The sequence below is a fragment of the Thermoactinomyces sp. CICC 10735 genome (assembly GCF_016055175.1).
Lineage (GTDB): Bacteria > Bacillota > Bacilli > Thermoactinomycetales > Thermoactinomycetaceae > Thermoactinomyces > Thermoactinomyces vulgaris.
The window spans coordinates 24,893-46,731 of sequence record NZ_JAECVT010000002.1 but is presented as its reverse complement, the minus strand read 5'-3'; the positions used below and the strand labels follow the sequence as shown (position 1 = coordinate 46,731).

Annotated in this window: 16 protein-coding genes; 11 read left to right on the top strand and 5 right to left on the bottom strand. The window is 47.4% G+C overall.

What is annotated here, in order from left to right:
* Positions 1 to 84 precede the first annotated feature (84 nt).
* The 6 genes from I8U23_RS03335 (at position 85) to I8U23_RS03315 (ending at position 4,746) form a co-directional block, all read left to right on the top strand.
* Positions 85 to 234: a hypothetical protein gene (locus I8U23_RS03335; protein ID WP_198050745.1), complete on the top strand. Its 150-nt coding sequence runs from the start codon at positions 85 to 87 to the stop codon at positions 232 to 234.
* Positions 235 to 423: 189 nt separating this feature from the next.
* Positions 424 to 549 carry a hypothetical protein gene (locus tag I8U23_RS13555; RefSeq protein WP_255517114.1) on the top strand — a complete coding sequence of 42 codons (126 nt, stop codon included), beginning with the start codon at positions 424 to 426 and terminating at the stop codon, positions 547 to 549.
* 138 nt (positions 550 to 687) lie between these two features.
* The gene (locus tag I8U23_RS03330) at positions 688 to 1,410 is read left to right on the top strand and encodes a thermonuclease family protein (RefSeq protein ID WP_165489738.1); all 723 of its coding nucleotides are present in this window, start codon (positions 688 to 690) and stop codon (positions 1,408 to 1,410) included.
* 9 nt (positions 1,411 to 1,419) lie between these two features.
* The gene (locus I8U23_RS03325; RefSeq protein ID WP_198050744.1) at positions 1,420 to 2,355 is read left to right on the top strand and encodes a sporulation protein; all 936 of its coding nucleotides are present in this window, start codon (positions 1,420 to 1,422) and stop codon (positions 2,353 to 2,355) included.
* A 232-nt stretch (positions 2,356 to 2,587) separates the two neighbouring features.
* Positions 2,588 to 3,289, top strand: coding sequence for an N-acetylmuramoyl-L-alanine amidase family protein (locus I8U23_RS03320; RefSeq protein ID WP_037997279.1), 702 nt, complete (start codon positions 2,588 to 2,590; stop codon positions 3,287 to 3,289).
* Positions 3,290 to 3,504: 215 nt separating this feature from the next.
* On the top strand, positions 3,505 to 4,746 hold the full coding sequence (locus I8U23_RS03315) for a dicarboxylate/amino acid:cation symporter (RefSeq protein ID WP_198050743.1): 1,242 nt from the start codon (positions 3,505 to 3,507) through the stop codon (positions 4,744 to 4,746).
* Between the two features lie 36 nt (positions 4,747 to 4,782).
* Here I8U23_RS03315 and I8U23_RS03310 read toward each other — a convergent pair whose 3' ends face one another.
* Both I8U23_RS03310 and I8U23_RS03305 read right to left on the bottom strand, forming a co-directional pair.
* The gene (locus I8U23_RS03310) at positions 4,783 to 5,664 is read right to left on the bottom strand and encodes a R2-like ligand-binding oxidase (protein ID WP_049720246.1); all 882 of its coding nucleotides are present in this window, start codon (positions 5,662 to 5,664) and stop codon (positions 4,783 to 4,785) included.
* A gap of 24 nt (positions 5,665 to 5,688) precedes the next feature.
* A complete protein-coding gene (locus I8U23_RS03305; RefSeq protein ID WP_049720245.1) occupies positions 5,689 to 6,867 on the bottom strand; it encodes an iron-containing alcohol dehydrogenase in 1,179 nt (392 codons plus the stop codon).
* A 248-nt stretch (positions 6,868 to 7,115) separates the two neighbouring features.
* Between I8U23_RS03305 and pyc the strand changes: the two genes are divergently transcribed.
* The 3 genes from pyc (at position 7,116) to I8U23_RS03290 (ending at position 13,252) form a co-directional block, all read left to right on the top strand.
* Positions 7,116 to 10,553 carry a pyruvate carboxylase gene (gene pyc, locus I8U23_RS03300; protein WP_037997273.1) on the top strand — a complete coding sequence of 1,146 codons (3,438 nt, stop codon included), beginning with the start codon at positions 7,116 to 7,118 and terminating at the stop codon, positions 10,551 to 10,553.
* Positions 10,554 to 10,865: 312 nt separating this feature from the next.
* Positions 10,866 to 11,975, top strand: a complete 1,110-nt coding sequence (proB, locus tag I8U23_RS03295) for a glutamate 5-kinase (protein ID WP_198050742.1) — start codon at positions 10,866 to 10,868, stop codon at positions 11,973 to 11,975.
* Complete coding sequence (locus I8U23_RS03290; protein WP_232335445.1) at positions 11,972 to 13,252, top strand: glutamate-5-semialdehyde dehydrogenase; 1,281 nt, start codon at positions 11,972 to 11,974, stop codon at positions 13,250 to 13,252. Before proB ends, I8U23_RS03290 begins: the two co-directional genes overlap by 4 nt.
* Before the next feature lie 49 nt (positions 13,253 to 13,301).
* On the opposite strand, the gene I8U23_RS03285 is transcribed toward I8U23_RS03290, so the two are convergent.
* A complete protein-coding gene (locus tag I8U23_RS03285) occupies positions 13,302 to 14,642 on the bottom strand; it encodes an MDR family MFS transporter (RefSeq protein WP_255517113.1) in 1,341 nt (446 codons plus the stop codon).
* Positions 14,643 to 15,103: 461 nt separating this feature from the next.
* Between I8U23_RS03285 and I8U23_RS03280 the strand changes: the two genes are divergently transcribed.
* The gene (locus tag I8U23_RS03280; protein ID WP_037997265.1) at positions 15,104 to 16,447 is read left to right on the top strand and encodes an amino acid permease; all 1,344 of its coding nucleotides are present in this window, start codon (positions 15,104 to 15,106) and stop codon (positions 16,445 to 16,447) included.
* Positions 16,448 to 16,594: 147 nt separating this feature from the next.
* Positions 16,595 to 18,943 (top strand): hypothetical protein, encoded by a 2,349-nt coding sequence (locus tag I8U23_RS03275; protein WP_198050740.1) that lies wholly within the window; start codon positions 16,595 to 16,597, stop codon positions 18,941 to 18,943.
* Positions 18,944 to 19,267: 324 nt separating this feature from the next.
* On the opposite strand, the gene I8U23_RS03270 is transcribed toward I8U23_RS03275, so the two are convergent.
* Complete coding sequence (locus tag I8U23_RS03270) at positions 19,268 to 20,383, bottom strand: MGDG synthase family glycosyltransferase (RefSeq protein WP_049720242.1); 1,116 nt, start codon at positions 20,381 to 20,383, stop codon at positions 19,268 to 19,270.
* Positions 20,384 to 20,790: 407 nt separating this feature from the next.
* Positions 20,791 to 21,744, bottom strand: coding sequence for a DPP IV N-terminal domain-containing protein (locus I8U23_RS03265; RefSeq protein WP_049720241.1), 954 nt, complete (start codon positions 21,742 to 21,744; stop codon positions 20,791 to 20,793).
* Between the last annotated feature and the right edge of the window lie 95 nt (positions 21,745 to 21,839).

Here is a 21,839-nt window from a genome sequence, read left to right as displayed (position 1 = left end):
TTGCAGGTGCCGCTGCGATTTTTCCACAGCGATGGCAGCGATCAACTTCTGTCCGTATCCCGGAATCAGTAAGAGAGATCGGCTGTGGACCAGGTTTTACATTTGGGGCAGCGGACCATGCTGCCGGGAAGTGCTTTGCACACTTCGGTTTTGCATTTGTGGCAAATCACGGTGACGAGCTGGTCTTTTTTTGAGTGCATGCTGCTTCCCCCCAATCGGGAACGTGACTCCTAACATCGATTGTACATATTTTTATCAATTTGTAAATAATATTATAATTTTTCAGTAACCAACCGGAGGTTCGTATTTGGGTATCATATTCGGTAAAATAAAAAGGAAATTTGGTTTTAAGAGAAAAACAAGGAGGCCGGCCAAAAACGGCTTGCCTGTTCCGGACGGGCGGTGGAATGAAAAAAGATTGGCTTGGCAAGCAGTGGTCTTTCATGGTTTCGTTTTGCCGCTGTTATGGATGCTGACCGGACGTTTGCCGTGGTTTTCGGGCTGGCGCTTTTGTTTGTCCCGTTTACGGGCATTATTCGTGCGGTGTAAAACCATCCGTTTCAATATCCAAGTGAATATTTAAATTTTCTTTACCGAATTTGATTTTTAATCGGGAGTGTGGTAATTTAGAAAAGAAGTACAAATGGAAATATATACAGTTGGATCATGAAAAAAGGAGTAGGAATGGTGAGGAGTTTCAAAAAGCTGTCGATTTTGGGTTTGTTGGTTGCGTTGCTCATGGCTGCCGGCTGTGGAAATGATGAGAAAGTGGAAGTGCCGAAAAAATCCGTCACCGTGATTGACGGGGACACGATTAAAATCAAGTTGAAAAATAAAGAGGAGACCGTCCGGTTGCTGTTGGTGGACACGCCGGAAACCAATCATCCTCAGCTGGGAAAACAACCGCTCGGAGAGGAAGCCACAGCATTTACCAAGCAATTGATCGAAAAAGCCAATCAAATTGAATTGGAAAAGGAAGAGAACAAAAGAGACAAGTACGGGCGTTTCCTTGCCTATGTCCATGTGGACGGCAAACTGTTGCAGGAAGAGTTGGTGAAAAACGGTTTTGCCCGGGTGGCCTATGTGGATGATCCAAAAGCCAAGTATCTGGAAGACCTGAACCAGGCCCAAAAAGAGGCGGAACGTAAGAAAGCCGGCATTTGGCAATGGGATTCGTATGTCCAGAAAAACGGATTTAAAGTTGAATCTTTACAAGATGAAACCAATATTTTTGTTGCAAGCAAAAACAGCGATGTTTATCACCCGATCGGATGTGAAGCGGTGAAAGACATCAAACCGGACAATATCATTTATTATTATTCCGAGCAGGATGCAATGAAAGACAAGCGCAAACGCAGTCAGGTGAAAGAATGCTGGGATCGGTATCATGAATTGATGATGGGAAGGTGATAAAAAGTGTTGAAAGATCTGATGGCCCGGTTTGGCAAAGGGGCTGCAAAGGTGGATTTGGTGCTGGATGAGAGCCGGTTCCAATTGGGGGACACAGTGGAAGGAAAATTGCTCATTCATGGTGGCGAGGTTGAACAAAAGATCAACAAGATTGATGTGAAGCTGGAAGTCATCATCCGGCACGGGGATACGGATCATGTTCATACCATCACATCGATTCCTTTTTATGAATCATTTACCATCCGCCCCGGCGAAACCAGGGAATTTCCGTTTGCATATCAATTGCCTTATGACCTTTTGATTTCAGGAAACTACGTCACCTATTATTTTCACACTGATTTGGATATTGCCGGCGGGGTGGATCAAAAGGATCGCGATTACATAGAAATCCTTTGTCCCGCGCCATTGCAAAAAGTGCTCGACGCTTTGGGCCAATTGGGTTTCAGGGAAAAGCATGACTCCCGGGAGTTTAACGGACGGGTGCAGGAATTTGAACTTTTCCCGACCGGTTTCTTGCAGGGGCAAGCGGAAGAATTGGAGTTTGTCGCCGCCGTTCAGCCGGACGGAATCAGGTTGTTGCTGGAACTGGAACTTTACTCTTCTTTTGGAGGCAAACAAGAGATCAAGCGGGAAGTTTTCATTTCCAATGAAGAATTGGAGCCTGAGTCTGAGTTGGTCGGGCGGTTGCAGCAAATTTTGAGCGAAATGGCGGAGGCCCAAGGTGGATATCATGGAAGCTTTTCTCATGAACCGGTTTACCATGAACACAGTCACGGTCACAGCCACAGTCAAGGTTCTTCCGGGTTGGCCGGAGCCATTGGCGGCTTTGCTGCCGGCATGATCGGCGGGATGATCATGAATGAAGTGATTGATGGATTGATGGATGATGACGATGATGACGACGATGATGAAGCATTGGAAGATTTCTTTGAAGATGAAGATTAATCCAAAAAGTGGTGAATGACCCGATGGTTATTCATCACTTTTTTTATTTTCGGGCGGTTCACAGTGGAAGAAATCGAAAGAAAGAATATTATAAAATGATAATGGTAGAATTTAAGATTAACAGATTCCAATTGGAGTAGAAGGGTTTATTTTTTGTTATGAAGAATTAATTCTAATGGAGAATGAATTATCTGAATATTGTGGTTGTCAATTTGTTTCAGGGGGAATGTCGATGAGCGTGTATGTTGTGATAGACCCGGGGCACGGCGGGAAAGACCCGGGAGCAAGTGCCCATGGATTGGCGGAAAAAGACGTGGTTCTTCAAATTTCCAAAAAAATGAATGATTATTTTGGGGAGTATAAAGGGGTTACTGTTTCCCTGACCCGTTGGGATGACCGTTATCTGGATTTGAATGAGCGGTCCGATTTTGCCAATGCAAGAAACTGTGATCTCTTTTTATCAATTCATATCAATTCGGCCAGCTCTTCGCAAGCAGAGGGATTCGAAACGTATATTCACCCCAATGCCGCTTCCAAAACCAAGAATTATCAAAATCAACTGCATTCGACCATCACCAATTATTTATCCCAATACCAAATAAAGGACCGGGGAAAAAAGCAAGCAGACTTTGCGGTGCTTCGCAATACAAAGATGGCGGCCATATTGATTGAAAATCTCTTTGTCACCAATGAAAGGGAAAATCAATTATTAAAAGACGGCAAGTTTATTGATGGTTTGGCCCAATCCATTGTGGAAGGGGTTGCACGCATTTACGGATTGGAAAAGAAAAAAACGGAACCGAAACCAATGTACCGCATTACGGTGAATGGAAAAGTGGTCTATGACACAGCGTATGAGTCTAAAATCACGGAAGCCATTCTCGAGGCGGTAAGAAAAGGAGCCGATGAAATCCAATTGAACAAATTGAATTAAAGAAAGGGAAGGAGGATGTATTCCTCCTTCTTATATTTTATTCACCATATCCAAGCGGTATTCTGAATAAAAATAAATATATTTATTTTGCATATATAAGATCTTTTATAATAAAATATTTTAAAATATTGAAAGAGAAAAGAGATCCATTGGACAAGGCTTCGGATGAAGGATGGAGCAATTGTTCAGACAGGGGGGTAGTGGAGGTGTACCGGATGAAGAAATTGTTGAAAAATATGACTTTTCAAGTTCTGTCAGCCATTTTTATCGGGATCTTGCTGGGAGTCTTTGTACCGGATGTAGCCAAAATGATGAAACCATTGGGAGAAATGTTTATCAACATGGTAAAAATGGTGATTGCACCGTTAATATTTTTTACCATCGTGCTTGGCATTGCCAAAATGGGAGACATGAAAAAAGTGGGCAGGGTCGGGGGAAAAGCGCTGATCTATTTTGAAATCGTTACCACTTTTGCTTTGGTTATCGGACTGATTGTTGCCAATTTGGTGGAACCCGGTGAAGGAGTGAACCTTCAAGCAACCCAAGCCGAAAGCGACCAAGTGAGTGAATACGCCCAAGAAGGGGAAAAAATGAAGCTGTCCGATTTCATCATTCATATCATTCCGTCCAATGCAGTGGAAGCTTTCGCGAAGGGGGATATTTTGCAAGTTGTTTTCTTTGCGGTTTTGTTCGGGTTTGCCCTGGTTTCGCTGGGAGAGACGGGAAAGCCTGTGATTGATCTGTTTGACCGGATTTCCAATGTATTCTTTAAAATCGTCAACATCGTGATGAAAGCGGCTCCGGCGGGGGCATTCGGGGCGATGGCTTTTACCATCGGAAATTATGGTTTGGCGACGTTGGTTCCGCTTGGAAAATTGATGTTGTCGGTTTATACAACCATGTTTTTGTTTGTGTTCGTGATCCTGAACCTGATTTGCAAAATGTACGGTTTCAGTCTCCTGAAATATTTAAAATTTATTAAGGAAGAATTGTTGATTGTGCTCGGCACATCTTCGTCGGAATCGGTCTTGCCGCAAATGATGGAAAAAATGGAGAAGGCAGGGTGTTCCAAATCGGTGGTCGGCTTGGTCATTCCGACCGGCTATTCCTTTAATTTGGACGGAACCAGCATTTATTTGACCATGGCGGTTGTGTTTTTGGCACAGGTCAGCGGAGTGGATTTGACCCTGACCCAGGAGCTGACCATCTTGGCCATTTTGATGTTGACGTCCAAAGGGGCCGCCACCGTAACCGGGGGAGGGTTCATTGTTTTGGCTTCCACCCTGAGCGCCATGCAAGTGATTCCCATGGAAGGCTTGGCGTTGTTGTTGGGAGTGGACCGGTTCATGTCTGAAGCACGGGCCATTGTCAATATGATTGGAAACGGGATTGCCACTTTGGTGGTGGCCAAAAGTGAAAAAGAGTATCATCCGGACGGAGAAGATACGTTGGAATGACAGAAAAACCACACCTTAAAAAGGTGTGGTTTTTTGTTACAACCCGTCAGAAGAGAGGGGATCAGGGGAGGTCGGATCGAATGTGCCGTTTTTGGCCCGGGACAATATCTCAATCCGGACGTTGATTTGTTTTTCGGCAAAGCGCCGGATTTTTTTCATATCCACTCCCAGCGGGCTGATTCCTTCCTGGTATCGGGATACAATTTCCATACCGTATGGCGCCAGTTCTTCCATTTTTTTGACGAACCGGTCAAACAGGGAAGGTTTTTCATGAATCAACCGCTGCAAGAGATAGGTGCCATAGCTGATATGGCGCGATTCGTCCAATTTCAAATAACCGATTCCTTCCATCAACCCCGGCATCAGACCGGATTTGTCCAGCCCTTCATGGAAACTGGCGTAACCGGTTTCCGCCAACACGCCTTCCACAAACATGTTGTAAGTGGTGGCGGCATCCACGATCGCTTCGGGTGAAGCATCATGCAACAAGCGGTTCATGGATTCCGGAAGCATTTCGTTGAAAATTTTGCGGTATGCGGGGGAATGGTATCGGGATAGATCGTCGGTTTCCCCGATTTCATTGAGAAACAGCCGGAAAAATTCCGTATGTTTGGCTTCATCGAATAAAAATGTCGTCAGATACAATTCCTCTTCCAGGCGCCCTTCTTTGGCGATGACCATGATCAGAGGCAGCAAATCAACAGTGACCGCCTCTTCTCCGGCCAAAAAACTGGACGACCGTGCTCGGATTTCTTCTTTTTGTTGTTCGGTCATCCGTTCCCAATCTTTTTTGTCCTTCGAAAAATCGATGGACTCCGGGTTCCATGTACCGGCACGTTTGGCTTTTTGATAAAGCTGATAAGGAAATGAATCAATCTGGAGACCTCCCGGACGGGTTGACTGGAACTCCTTGCGCATGTGTCGCATCGCCTCCTTTGCATTTCAAGCGTTGATGGGTTGGTCAAAAACTTCACGAACGATCCTTAAGATGGTCTCATCAGGAATCGGATAAATCCCTGCCGGATCCTGTTTCACCAGCGAAACCAATTCCTGCCCGAGTTCAGGGGTGAAATGCCAATCAGCAAATGTATCCGGCAATCCCACGTCTTTTCGGAATTCTCTCAGAAACCCGGTGACAGCATCGAGCGTCGGTGGAACTCCGATGATTTTGGAAAATGATTCGATTCGCGGCTGATAGAATGAGGGCAGGGCTTCCATGACAGCGGGCAACAAGACTGCATTGGCCAGCCCGTGCGGAATCCCGAACCGGGCGCCGAGGGCGTGGGACAAATTGTGAACGGGGATGGCTGTCAACGAGTAACAAAAAGCGATAATGGCCAATGAACTGGCAATCAGCATTTGTTCACGGGCTTCGAGATGGTTTCCTTTGTCCACCGCCACCGGAAGGTGTTTTAAAATCATTTGCATGGATTGGATGGCGAATGCATCCGTGTACGGATGAGCGGTCGGTGAAAAAAAGGCTTCCACCGCATGGGTGAGTGCATCCATTCCGGTTGCAGCCGTCATTTTGGGCGGCAAACTGACGGTCAGCTCCGGATCGAGAATCGCAATATCGGCAGCGATATAGGGATGAAACAGATTGGCTTTTTTCTGATATTTCTCATGAAAGATGACAGCCACCGGAGAAACTTCGGATCCCGTGCCGGCCGTGGTCGGGATGGCGATATGCGGAATCGGAATGGGTTTTGCTTCCGGCAGGGTTATTTGTTCAACCGGTTTAAGGGATTCGTGAATATCTTGTTTTCCCAAATGCAAAAGCCATTTGACCCCTTTGACGGTATCCAGGACACTCCCGCCTCCCAAAGCGATGAGTGCATCAGCTTGGCGGTCACGGAAAAATTGGGCCGCACGATTGATTTTTTCCCCCTTGGCGTCTTGCTCGATTTCATCGAATATTCCGACCAATTGCACCGGTTTGACCGTCTGGTCCAGGAGCTTTTTGATTTTTTCCGTGATGCCGGCTTGGGTTAAACCTTTGTCAGTGAAAAGGACCACCCGTTTTCCTCCCAGTCCGTGCACGAATTCAGCCAAACGGGAACAAGTCCCTGAACCGCTGTGGACTTGGGAATGGAGAAAAAATTGGAAGGAAGAAAAAGTCATTTTTTCACCCCTGTATATGTTATATTGATAAAAACAAATGAATATTTACAAGGATCGGTCGGCCTGTGGCTTATAAAAGCAACCTCCCTATTTTATTATACAATGTTTTCTTTTTTGAAAGCGATTAATATTAATAAGATTCTAATTGTCTTACATTAATATTTGTGAGATATTTAGAAATATATTTGTTTAGATTATAATGTTTGTAATGGAGAGGTTAGACTTTTTTTCGCGAAAGGAGTACAGGTATGAAGCATTTTTCGAAAGTTTTAGTAGCCAATCGTGGCGAAATTGCTACCCGGATTTTTCGCGCTTGCACCGAACTGGGGATTCGCACGGTCGCTGTCTACACCGAGCAGGACAGCTTATCCCTCCATCGTTACAAAGCGGATGAAGCTTATCTGATCGGCGAGGGAAAAGGCCCGATTGAAGCGTATTTGGATATTGATGCCATTTTGGAAGTAGCAAAACGCCATGATGTGGATGCTATTCATCCCGGTTACGGCTTTTTGGCGGAAAATACCGAATTTGCCAAACGGTGCGAAGAAGAGGGGATTGTATTTATCGGTCCGTCCCCGGAGCATATCAAAATGTTTGGCGATAAGGTGGAAGCCCGTGACATGGCTGTTAAAGCCGGGATTCCGGTCATTCCTGGTACCCCTGATCCGATTCAGTCACTAAAAGAAGCGCAAGAGTTTACAGAAAAGCACGGATTTCCGGTCATCATCAAAGCAGCTTCCGGTGGAGGCGGCCGCGGGATGCGGATTGTCCGCAAGGCGGAAGAATTGAAAGACGCGGTCGAACGTGCCCGGTCCGAAGCGAAATCCGCTTTTGGAAATGCCGCGGTTTATATCGAGAAATATTTGGAAAATACGAAACATATCGAAGTGCAAATTTTGGCAGACTCTTACGGGAATGTCATTCATCTTTATGACCGGGATTGTTCCATCCAACGCCGCCATCAAAAAGTGATTGAAGTGGCGCCGAGTGTGTCGTTGGATGAGAATTTGCGCGAACAGATTTGCGAAGCGGCTTTGAACCTGATGAAAAAAGCCGGTTACATCAATGCCGGAACGGTTGAATTTTTGGTCACCGGCGATCAAAAGTTTTACTTTATCGAGGTGAATCCGCGGGTGCAGGTGGAGCACACCATTACGGAATTAATCACCGGTGTGGACATCGTGCAATCCCAAATCCGGATTGCGGAAGGATATGCTTTAACCGATCCGGAAGTGGGCGTGCCGGCGCAGTCGGAAATCACCACCCGCGGGTATGCGATTCAATGCCGTGTGACCACCGAGGATCCGGAGCGCGATTTCCTGCCGGAAACGGGAAAATTGCTTGCGTACCGGTCCGGAGGCGGATTTGGCATTCGTTTGGATTCCGGTAACGCGTATCCCGGGGCTGTCATAACACCGCACTATGATTCCTTGCTGGTGAAAGTTTCTTCTTGGGCGATGACTTATGAACAAGCAGCCCAAAAAATGTTGCGCACGTTGAGGGAATTCCGGGTTCGCGGAGTGAAAACCAATATTCCGTTTATGGAAAATGTGGTGCAACATCCGGTGTTTTTAAGTGGGAAATATGATACTTCGTTCATTGACACAACACCGGAATTGTTTGAGTTTCCAAAGCGGAGAGACCGTGGAACCAAATTATTGAATTATATCGGTCAGACGGTTGTCAACGGGTATCCGGGATTGCCCAAAGACAAAAAGCCCAATTTTCCCGAACCACGTGTGCCCGTTGTTCCTTATGACCGGGAATATCCGTGCGGAACGAAACAAATTTTGGACGAGCAGGGAGCCGAAGGACTGATTGACTGGATTAAAAACAGCGAGCGCCTTTTAGTGACGGATACGACCTTTCGCGATGCCCATCAGTCTTTGTTTGCAACCAGAATGCGCACCTATGATTTGTTAAAAATCGCTGAAGCGACGGGAAAACTGGCTCCGGGATTATTCTCGCTGGAGATGTGGGGAGGAGCCACTTTTGATACGGCAATGCGCTTTTTAAATGAAGATCCTTGGGAAAGGTTGCACTTACTTCGTGAACGGATTCCCAATATTTTATTTCAAATGCTGTTCAGAGGCGCCAATGCGGTGGGTTACACCAACTATCCCGATAATGTGATCCGGAAGTTTGTGCAACTGGCTGCAAAGAGCGGCATTGACGTTTTCCGGATTTTTGACAGCTTAAACTGGATTGAAGGCATGAGGGTGGCAATCGATGCCGTGCGTGAAACCGGGAAAGTTGCCGAAGCGACCATATGTTACACCGGGGATATCACGGATCCGTCCCGCAACAAATACTCGCTGAAATATTATGTGGATCTGGCCAAAGAGTTGGAAAAAGCGGGGGCGCAAATCCTGGCGATCAAAGATATGGCCGGATTGTTGAAACCATTTGCGGCATATCAGCTGGTCAAAGCATTAAAAGAAGAGATCGGCATTCCGATTCATTTGCATACGCATGATACCAGCGGGGTGCAGATGTCGACGCTGATCAAGGCTTATGAAGCCGGGGTGGACATTGTGGATACCGCCATCAGTTCCATGTCCGGATTCACTTCACAGCCCAGCCTGAATGGTTTGGTTGCCGCATTGCGCGGTGATAAGAGAGAAACCGGATTGGATTTGCAGGAGATCCAAAAGCTCTCGGATTACTGGGAAGATGTGCGGGCTTATTATGCCGGTTTTGAAAGTGACATCAAATCGCCGACCGCCGAGGTGTATGTTCATGAAATGCCGGGCGGACAATATTCCAACTTGCGCCAGCAGGCGAATGCGGTCGGTCTGGGCGATCGCTGGGAAGAAGTGAAAAAAGCTTATGCCACGGTAAACAAAATGTTTGGAGACATTGTCAAAGTCACTCCTTCTTCCAAAGTGGTCGGGGACATGGCCCTGTTTATGGTGCAAAACAACCTGTCGGAACAGGATGTTTATGAAAAAGGCCACCGTTATGACTTCCCGGAATCGGTCATTCAGTTTTTCCAAGGATATTTGGGACAACCGCCGGGGGGATTCCCGGAAAAGTTGCGGGATATTATCTTAAAAGGCCGCGAATATTTCACTTGCCGGCCGGGCGAATTGTTGGAGCCGGTTGATTTCGGGGAAGTCCAAAAAGAGCTGGAAGAAAAAACCGGCCGGACGGTCAATGAGTACGATGTGATGAGTTACATCATGTATCCGAAAGTGTTCTTGGACAAAGAAAAGAAAACCAAGGAATTCGGGGATCTCTCCGTGTTGGATACACCCACGTTTTTCTACGGGCTCCGTTACGGGGAAGAGATCAAAGTGGAGATCGAAACGGGTAAAACCTTGATCGTCAAATTGATTACAGTCGGGCCGTTGGCTCCGGACGGGACACGGACGGTGTATTATGAATTAAACGGACAACCGCGTGAAGTGAACATTCGCGATTTGTCAGCCAAAGCAACGGTCGATTCGCGCCGCAAAGCGGATCCGGATGTGGAAGGCCATGTGGGAGCCACGATGCCGGGGCATGTGGTGAAAATCCTGGTTGAGAAAGGGGACAAGGTGAAGAAAGGAGAACACCTTGTCGTCACCGAGGCCATGAAGATGGAAACGACGATCCAGGCGCCGTTTGACGGTGTGGTCAAGGAAATTCATGTGAAAAATGGAGATGCCATCGAGACCGGGGACTTATTGATTGAAATGGAGTAGAGATTGACAAACCGTCCGGATGTCATGTATATAAATGTATAAAACTTGCATATCAAAGTGCGATGACAGAGTGAATCAATCCGGAGCGATGCACAGAGAGCGGGTTTCGCGGCTGGAAAAACCCGTCATTTAACCGGATTGTCCCGCCTCTGGAGCGATCCGTGAAAAGCGGATTCGGTGGCTTGGCCGTTATCCAGTAAAGGGGATGCGTCTTACGGTGGATGTGGGACGCATCAATGAAGGTGGTACCGCGAAAAAGCCTTTCGTCCTTCAGGGATGAAAGGCTTTTTTTGTTTAGAGGGAGGAAGAAGCATGGGAAAAAAGCGTGTTGTGGTGAAAGTCGGCTCCAGCAGCCTGACGGAAGCAGGCGGCGTCCTGTCAGAGAAAAAAATCAATCCATTGGTCGGGCAAATCGCCGCCCTGATCCGGCAAGGAATGGAAGTGATCCTTGTGTCGTCCGGTGCGGTTGCCGCCGGGATCGGACGGTTGGGATGGACCCCGGCTTCGATTACCATTCCGGAAAAGCAGGCGGCTGCCGCTGTGGGCCAAAGCGCACTCATGGATACGTACCAGAAATACTTTCAACAACATGGTCTTCCGGTGGCCCAATTGTTGCTCACACGCTTGGATTTGGAAGACCGGAAACGGTTTATTCACATTCGCAATACCATCGAAACGTTGTTGAAAAAGGGGATTGTACCCATTGTTAATGAAAATGACACGGTGGCCGTTGATGAAATTCGCGTGGGGGATAACGATACTTTGAGCAGTCTGGTGGCCATTGTGGCCCAAGCAGACCTTTTGGTGATGCTGACAGACATTGACGGTTTGTATACCAAAGATCCCCGAAAAGATCCCGAGGCCGAAAAAATTGAGGAAGTGCATGTCATCACCAAGGAATTGGAAGAGATTGCCGGGGGTTCCGGAAGCATCGTGGGAACCGGCGGAATGCGGACCAAAATGACCGCGGCCAAAATCACGGTCCAATCCGGAATGAAGGTGGTGATTGCGTCCGGCAAAGAACCGGATGTATTAAGAAAAATTGTGCAAGGGGAAAAAGTGGGAACCTGTTTCCATCCGCACAGCCGCTTGCCGAGCAAAAAATCATGGTTGGCGTTCAGTACCCGTGTCAAGGGGAAAATCACGGTGGATTCCGGTGCGAAAGAGGCGCTGGTCCGGTTTAACAAAAGCCTTCTGTTGGGCGGAGTGATCCGTGTCAGCGGAACTTTTTTGGAAGGAGCCGTCGTGGAAATTTGCGATCCGTCCGGCCGCTCTATCGGCAAAGGGATCTCCAGCTTTTCCAGTGCCGACCTCAATCTCTTGCTGGAACGGAAAGCTTGGAATCAGGGGAATGAACGGATTCATGAAGTGGTTCACCGGGATATGATGGTGATTTTGAAGGAGGAGGAGCTAGTCTTATGATGACGGTTGATTTGCAAGACATGGTGAAAAAGAAAACATGCAAAGCCAAACAGGCTTCACGGAATTTGACGATGGTTTCCGCCCGGGAAAAAAACGAAGCATTGATGCGCATGGGCGAGAAATTGTGGCAGATGCGGGAACGGATTTTTGAAGCCAATCAAAAAGATTTGGATGCCGCCATCCAAAACGGATTGTCCAAAGCGAAACAGGACCGGCTGCTGTTGAATGAGAAACGCCTTGCCGACATGATTGAGGGGCTGAACGTATTGGTCCAAAGCAGCGATCCGGTCGGCGAAGTGATGGAAACCCATTGCCGCCCGAACGGATTGAAAGTGGATAAAGTGCGCGTTCCGTTCGGGGTGATTGCCATCATTTACGAATCACGTCCCAATGTCACCGTGGATGCCGCCGGTCTGGCATTGAAAGCCGGCAATGCCATTGTCCTTCGCGGGGGGAAAGAAGCAATCTTCTCCAATCAGGCACTGGTTCGGGTCATGTGTGAAGGGCTGGCGGAAACACAGATTCCGGTTGATTCCATTCAATTGATTGAGCGGACCGAGCGGGACACGATTGATTATTTGATCCGGGACAAAGAATCGGTCGACTTGGTGATTCCGCGCGGGGGAGCCGGATTGATTCAACGGGTCGTGCAAAATGCCCATGTGCCGGTCATTGAAACCGGTGTGGGAAATTGCCACATCTATGTGCATGCTTCCGCGGATTTAAAGATGGCCCGGTCGGTGGTGGTCAATGCCAAAACCCAACGGCCTTCGGTTTGCAATGCCATGGAAACCCTATTGGTCGATCAGGGCATTGCGGAGGAATTTTTGCCTTTTTTGGCCCGGGAGTTGGCGGCCCGGGGGGTGCAGGTGAAAGGATGTGAACAAACCTGCCGCATTTTGCAAAATGAATCTTCGCTGAAAATCGAACCGGCCGCAGAAGAAGATTACGACACCGAGTTTTTGGATTTGATCCTGGCTGTGAAAGTGGTTCGGGGAACCGGGGAAGCGCTCCGGCACATTGAACGGTTTGGGACGGGCCATTCCGAAGCCATCATTGCCGAAGATCAAAAAGCGGCGGATGCCTTTTTGACACAAGTGGATGCGGCGGCCGTGTATCATAATGCTTCCACCCGTTTTACCGACGGGGCTGAGTTTGGATTCGGCGCCGAAATGGGGATTTCCACCCAGAAGTTGCATGCACGGGGCCCCATGGGATTGAAAGAGCTTACCAGTTACAAGTATGTGATCCGGGGAACCGGCCAGGTCCGGGAATAAATAAAGAAAGGGAATGGCAAGCGTTGCCGCTTTGCCATACCCTTCTTGATTACATACTAGGTAGCATCCAGTGATGGAGAAAACTCAGCTTTTCCCCATACTGTTGTGTCGCCCAAAACAAAAGTCCGGTCAGAATCGAGATGATCGGAATGATTTTAAACGAGAATTTGAGGATGGGCGTTAATTTTAAGTCGTTGAGCACTTTGTATATGATCAACATGACGCCGATGCCCTGTTTTTTCATGTATTTGCGATAGCCGACGGCATAGAACCAAATAATATGTAAGGCAATCAACGCAATGATCCACCACATCACCGGCGCCCCGACTTGATTGTACAGCCAGCTGCCCACCAACGGCCCCCAACTCAATCCGATCTGGGCCAGATTGGCGGCTCCGTAATAGGCACCGCGAAACCGGTCATTGCTCAACTGGTCAATCATTTGGCTGCTTACCGGGAAAATGAAAATCTCCCCGAAAGTGAATAAAATGGTTCCGCTGATAAAGATCAATTCCCGGTCTCCCAGCGAAAGCGAGGCATATCCCGCGGAAAACAGCAGGACCCCCAGCAAAATACTGCTCAACGGGTTTCTCTGTTCCGCCCAGTTGGTGATAAAGGGCTGGAACAAGATGACAATGGCTGCATTGATCATTAACAAGAAGGAATAGATTCGTTCCCCGTTCACGATTTCGTTGGTCAGAAACATCGGCAAGCTTGTTTCCAATTGTGCATAAATGCCGTAAAAGATCATACTGCCTATGATGTAGTATCCCAATGTTTGGTCTTTTCTCATGAGATGCAAGCATTCGGACAACTGAACCTTGCCTTCATCCCTGGAATGTCGGATTTTCTCCTTGTACTTGAGCAAAAACCCGATTTGCATTAGGGAGTAAAGAGCATATAACAAACCGGTAAGGACAAAGGTGTAAGGACCGATCGACTGGAACAAAAAAGTCCCCAGCAAAGGACCGATCACCATGCCGATATTGATGGCCATATAACGGTAACTGAATACTTTCAGTCGTTTTCTTTGTACGGTTAAGTCCGCCATTAACGCTTGGGAAGTGGGTTCAAAAAAAGCGCGCCACAAGCCGTGGAAAAAACTCAACAGGATAAACGTGACATACCCCTGTGCCAATACGAACCCGAAAAAACAAAAGGTCCAGGCAACCAAAGAAATGACGATAATAAACCCGCGACCAAACAAGTCAGACAGATAACCGCCAACAAATCCCCCTAATGCCGCACCCAATCCCATCACTCCGAGGATGATCCCGACCTGCATCGGGGTGAACTGGATGTGATGGGTTAAATAAAACACCAAAAATGGCAGGCTCATAAAAGAGGCAGTTCTGGTAAAACCGGTTCCAAAAAGAAGAAACAGAACCATTGGATGCATTCGTTCTTGTTGATGCCGTTCTCTTCTCGACATCAAAACGGGTTGATGGTTTGTAATGAGACACCACCTCTTTGACGGGGATCAATCGTTCAACAAAATGATGCTCATGCTACACTAGTAAAAACAAAAACAGGAAGAAAACATCCCATCTCCATCTTAACGGTTATTTTGAAAATTACAATATATAAATTTTGAAGTTCCTTTTAAATAGCTCGCCGATTTTTCTATTAACACCCTGTTTTGAAATAATTTAGGTGATTAGACTATAAAATATATAATATTATTATATAAAAACAATTTATTAATAAAATAGAATATTTTCAAACATAATTTCGCGGGAATTTGGCGGTTTCGGATTTGGTTGAGTTTGTATTCATTTTTTATTAGAATTTATTCATACAGTTTTTGAATTGTTGAGTTGATCAAAGAAGAGACAGGTGGTTGAGGAGAGTATGAGCAGAGAACCAGTCGGAGCGAAGGAAGATGTGTTGCAGAGAGAGTTGACGCCCGGGCAGTTGACGATGATCGGCCTGGGAAGCGCCATCGGCACCGGACTGTTTATCGGTTCCAGTTTGGCCATTCATTATGCCGGACCTGGTGTCATTGTGAGTTATGCTCTTATTTCTGTAATCGTGTTTATGATGGTGTTTTGTCTTGCAAAATTGTCCATGGAACATCCGACGACGGGATCATTCGGGATTCATGCCGAGAAATATCTCCATCCGTGGTTGGGTTATCTGGTCCGGTATACGTATTGGGCGGCCAATGCCATTGCCATCGGAGGCGAAGCGACGGCTGTCGGGATTTACATGCAGTATTGGTTTCCCGAAGTGCCCCGGTGGATCTTTGTGGTTGCTTTTTCACTGATGATTATTTTGATCAATGCCTTGTCCGTCAAAAATTTCGGCATGTTTGAATTCGGGTTTTCCACGGTCAAGGTGACCGCATTGTCGGTCTTTATTGTTTTGGGGTTGCTACTCATTTTTGCTGAACCGGCTGAAAGCATGAACCGGCTGGCCGGTGACGGACAATTTGCTCCTCAGGGATGGTTTGGGATTTGGATGGGAATGGTGATGGCCTCCTTCAGTTTCATGGGAACAGAAATTGTTGCCGTCACGGCCGGAGAAGCCAAAGAACCCCGTCGGGCCTTGTCCAAAACCATGAAATGGATGGCCCTTCGATTGATTCTTTTTTATTTGCTGTCCATGGCCGTGATGCTGGCTTTGATTCCCTGGCAACAAATTGGCGGGGAACAGTTGGAACAAAGCCCGTTTGTTAAGATGTTGCAGCTTTTGAACATTCCCTATGCCGCCGGCTTGATGAATTTTATTGTGTTGACGGCCGCTTTGTCGACCATGAATGCCAATTTGTATGCTTGTACGCGGATGATGTTTTCGTTGGCCAAAAGTGAGTTTGCGCCCGAAAAGTTGGGGAAGGTCACCCGAAAAGGAGTGCCGGTCCCGGCATTGATCATTTCGTCCTTTGGACTGATGATTGCCATCTTGCTCAATGTGACGGACGCGAAAGCCTATCAAACGTTGTTTGGCATCGCGATTTTCGGCGGGATCTTCACTTGGATGATCATCTTTTTAACCTATTTCCGCTATCAATGGTTAAAAACGGCACGTTTTTCACCGGTTGCCACCATTGGGTTTGTCGTGCTGCTTTTGGTATTCATCACCATGTTTTTGCATCCGGCGTGGAAATACGCGATTTATATCGGGGTGTTTTGGGTGATGATTTTAAGCGTCTTTTACGGGCTTCAGAGATGGCGGAAAGCGAAAAAACAGGAATAAGCGGAATCAGACTTTCATAATTTATAGCGGGTGATGCCGAATTTTGGCATGACCTGCTCTTTTTGTTTGAAGCGGAAAGATAGGATCCGGAAGAACCGGTGGAGAATGGAATAAAAAGGGAAACGAACAAAGATGGAGGTGAACCGATTGCCTGAGCTCCGAGTAATTCGGAAATCATCTGAAAATTGCTATCATTTGGAGGATTTCCCCCGCCTTCCCGATGAAACCGATGATATCGGGAGATTTCGGCGGGCCATTCATGCAATGCCTTCCGGATCCCGGCTCATGGTTCCGCCCGGCCGTTATTTTTTGGAGGAGATTTGCATTCGCAAACCGATTTCCATCTGTTTTGACAAAAAGGCGGTCGTGGAACCTGTGCACGTCAATGCCCCTTATATTTTGAAATGGGAGGGCGGGACGGGTTACCATGATTATTGCCTCGCCCATGACCTGAAAAGAGGGGACCGGAGTTTTTGGATTTTGCAAACCCCGTGGGATATCAAAGCCGGAGACATGATTGCATTGACAGATGATTCCACGAGATGGTCGGACGGTCAAAAAAATGTGAATGTGGAAATCCATGAAATCAAAAGCATTCATCCGTCAGAACAAGAATTGCTCCAGGACGGCCTGAATGAAAAAAGTTGGGCCGGTCCGGTTTGGAATCACCAAAGCACGTTGGGCAGGAATGCTTCTTTTGCCTGGGATCCCGGGGAATCTGCTTTAAAAATGGAATTAAAACCGGTGACGGAACCGGGATATGTTTCCTTCGAACAGAAGGTTTTCGGGATCCAGGAAGGCGAACGGTATAATTTGCAGTTGATTTGCCGGGTGAAGACAAGCCGGTCGGTCACGGGAAGCTGTTATGTTGCTTGGTATGACAGACGGGATCAATTTCTTTCCCGCTCAAAAGTGAAGGAATTTGACCCGTTACATTGGCAGAGAATCGTGAACGGGAATCTGAAGGCGCCTTCCGGTGCGGCAGCGGCGCGGGTGATTGTTTCCGTCCATGCGTTAAAGCCGGGGGATTGCGGTACGCTTTGGGTAAAAGGGGTATCCTTTAAAAGCGCAGTGACCCGGATGGTCTTGAAAGACCGGGTCCGCCTCCCCAAGCGTGCTTCCGGCCAAAAAAATGTTTACAAGATCAACCCGCTCCGGTCCGTCTGCGTGGAAAATTTTTGTTATCGCTTAAAAGAAGGTTCCAGTAAAGGGTTTGGTATTTTGGCCTTCAATATGCATGGGTTTTTCGTCCGGGGATTGAAAGGGGAAAGAGGGGCGGAATCGGCCATTCAAGTGCAGCGCAGCATGGATGTGACCGTGGAGGATTTTGATTTGAGGGATCCGCAGGTGGTGGGATCCGGTCAAGGTTACGGGATCCAATTCTACGGCGGAAACCGGAAGATTGTGGTCCGGAACGGATATACCCGGCGGATGCGCCACAGTGTGGATTTAGAAGGGACTTTTGATGCATGGGTGGAGAATGTGGTGGACGAAAAAGGAAAAGGGGCTTCATTCATGATCTCGCATAACGGCTGGTGTTCGGATATCACGTTTATCCACTGCCGGTCCGTCGACTCCGGTTCGTCGGGATTTGTTGCGGAAGCCCAAGGGGTGAAAGATCCTTTCTCTTTGAAGCATCACAATATCCGGATTCTCCATTGCGAATGGCAACGCACACGCCGTCTCGCCGATCCCGTTTGCTATGGATTCGGCATTTGGCTGAAAGCGCCGGCGACCGGGAAAATCATGCATTTTAAGGCGATGTGCGGAAATGGCGAAAACCCCACGGCTCTTCAGGACAACGGGGCGATTCGGTTACTCCCTGTCGGCAATGACCTTTTGGTCAAGCACGTGACAGGCGAAGGATTGAGGCGGGGGGTGTTGATCGCCTTCCCGTCGGCCGTTCCGGAGCAGGAATACCCGGGGAAAATGGTGTTTCGCGACATCTGTTTGCGAAATTGCCGTACCGGCTTTTTGATCAATGACGGTGAGGGAAAAAGGGTGTTTCTTTATGATTTGAAGTTGGATCAAATCGATTCCTGGTTGTTTGAAGGAAACGGGCGGGGCAGTTACGAACAATTTGTGTTGGACGGATTGAAGGTGGTGCGTTCCGGCAAAGCCGGATTGATGCAGTCCAGGCCGCAGCCGGTCCAAGGTTCGGTGCTGCAGGGAAAGATTGCCCGCATTGTGTCGGATCAAAGGGGGGCGTTTTGTTCGCTGAAAAAAAATTGGGCGCTGTCTTTAACCGACTGTTTGTTAAAAGGAGACGGGGAGACCATTTGGTTTTCAGGAAAAATCAAAAACTCCTGCGCCCGGGGGATTCCGGACGGGATTGTGGAGGGGCAGCGGTTAAAATTGGTTTCGTCCTCTCCGGATACGTTTACGGTGTTTTCGGACAACATTGCGGGGGGCAAGGGGCGCGGCATCACCCTGTCTCCCGACAAGCCGTCCGTTCTGTTGGTCTGGCAGGAGAAAAAGTGGATTCCTGTTCAATAAAATTGAGAAAAAATATGTTAATATTTTATGGTGTCTGTTTGGGGTATGGATCAAATAATCAGAATTAGAAAGTGTGAGTGAAAATCAAAACAAAGCAAAAAACCGTAGATTTGGACAAATTGGAAGAGACGAGCAAGAATCCCATGGTGAAGGAGTACGGCGTGACTTGGACGTTATACAAATGTGAGACATGTAAATATTTAGAAGCGCATGGTAAAAGTTTTCGTTGCAGTCACCGCAAAGGACGCCACTATCCCAGTTGGGATGCTTGCGGCTTATATCGTCCGCGCTCTTAAAACTCTCGCAAAAAGCGAGAGTTTTTCCTTATAAGTAATCCATGACAATTTGTGCGCCATGGATGGCGGAGCCGGGTTTTCCGACAAGGGTTGCATTGGTCTGCATTTCTTGGAGGGGATCCGGGTGTTCGATCAAATAGGTGAGTTGTTTGGGTAAATGTTGCGGTTGGTCTTCCCGGATGGCCACTTGCTTGTTCAGCAAAAAACGGCTGTTTTTTTCTTCCTGGCCGGGGATCGGTTTGCAGATGACCATGGGGAGTCCGGTGGCCAAGGCTTCTGAACTCGTCATTCCGCCTGGTTTGGTGACGATGAAATCCGATGCGCACATAAAATCAACCATGTTATGCACAAACGGGAAGAGATGGACATGGGAGAGGTTTTTCAGTTCCCGGGATAATTCCTTATATAACGGTTGATTGTTTCCGGTGATGATGAGCAATTGATAATCTTGTCTCAAAGCCATGTTTTTTAATGCGTCCAGACAAGAGTAAAACGGCCCGATTCCGCTTCCGCCGCCCATCAGCAAGATCGTAAAGCGGTCGGGAGAAACGCCGATCTGTTTTCGCGCTTCCTTTTTCTCTTTTTGTTCCGTGAAAAAAGCCGGGTTGATGGGAATGCCTGTGCTGTAGAGATCGGCCTGGCTTCCTTTTTTTCGGATCTTCAGCCCGATTTCTTCATGTGCGGTAATATAAAAATCAACTGCGGGATGAATCCAGAAGCTGTGAACATCAAAGTCGGTCACCACGCCACCCAACCGAAAGCGGCTGCAGGAAGTATGGCTTTTCAAGTAGGCGCAGGCGCTCAAGCAAAAGGCATGCGTACAGATGATCACCTGTGGTTTTAATCCCTCGATGAGAGTCCGGAGTTTATGAGCCACAAATTTTCCCATCGGGTCCCGAAACAGTTTGCTGAACCGGGAATCCCATTGATAGCAAGCGCCCCAGAGGTTCGGGGCATAGCGCAACGTCTGCAAATAGCTTTTTTTGATCAATGATTTCAACTGCTTGCTGATCATTGGCAGGATGGAAACGATTTGAACTTCACTGCTTGGATATTCAAGTTCAATCCCTTTCTTTAATGAGCTGGCGGCGCTGTAGTGACCATAACCGGCAACGGTTTCGGTTAAAATGAGGATTTTGTCCATGGCTCAGTCACTCTCCAAATCCGTTTTAATCCTTCTTTCAACATTAATACCCGCTGAGCAAGCAAAGTCCTTTCCGTCTGAAAAAAATTATCCGGACCGGCAGGCGGCATCCGGGTCCGAATCCGCGTATATAAAACGGTCGGATCCCGGAAGGGGCGGGGCGACGCCCGTTGCAGAGATCTTTCCGACGGGGTGGTCCGGACCCGAAATATGTTATTACCTTTATCTGTATTGATTAAACCCGTGCATCATTGGGTATTGGGCAAAAGCGGCCGGGGATGTGACGATGAACGCAATCATGTGTTCTATTTTCTCTTTAACATAGAAAATTATTCAAATAGAAAGAAAGCCGGGGCATAAAAAAAGAACCCTGCATGGTTCATGGATGCAGGGTTCTTTGCGGGCTTTTAATCCAACAAAAAGTTTTTGACTTTTTTCAAAAATCCTTCTTCCTGTTCACTCACGTTGAGTGTTTTCCATTCGGAAGGGGTGGCATATTTGACCTGCATTTGGAGCATCTTTTTGTTGGAGCCGTCTTTATTCATGATGTAAAAAGAGCTGGAGTCTTTCTCTTTTTCATTTTCTTCGTTGATGGTGAACAAAATTTGTTTCCCGTCTTCCGACCAAACGGCCCCGGAAGCGGCTTTGTCAAGATCCGCCGTGATGTTTCGGGCCTGTTTGGTGGCCAGATTCATGACATAAATGTCGGTTTGTCCGTTTTGGCTTTTTTCAAACAAAACCGATTTTCCATCGGGTGAAAAATGCGGGGAATACTCAGAGGATTCCTGATCATTTTGGCCGGTTAAAGGCGAAATCTGGCTGCCGTCGGCGTTCATGATGAAAAGGCCGGTATTCCCGTCTTTATCCGTGGAATGGAAAACGATTTTTTTCCCATCCGGAGACCAGTCCGGGCTGGAATGAAAGACTCCGTCTTCGGCTTCGGTAAGCTGTGTCACTTTTTTGGTTTCCAACTCGATGGTGTATAAGTTTCCGTCGCTCCTTGCAAAGACAATTTTTTCCCCGTCGGGAGAAAAGCGTGGGGAAGAATCGAAATGGGGAAATTTGCTGCGGGTGAGACGGACTGCGTTTTTCCCGCTGCTGTCGGCAACATAGACGCTGTCATGCTTAATATAAGTAATCATGTCACCGGAAGGAGAGACATCGACGGAATTTCCCGAAGTGATCCGTTTGGTTTGCAAAGTTTCAGGGTTGAATTGATAAATGCTCTGCGTATGTAAACCGCCACTGAACAAAATGGTGCCGGGTTGTGTTTCTTGATTGGCATAAACCGGCAGAGCAAGAGAGGTGGAAAGAATGAGTGCCCCCATCACCCCTGTTACTTTTTTGGAAATTTTTTTCATGGATTCTCTCCTTTCTGGTACCGCATTTAAAAATTATTATAAAGGATTTTTTTATGTTTGCGGATGTTTGTTGCAAAATTTACAAATATTTTTTC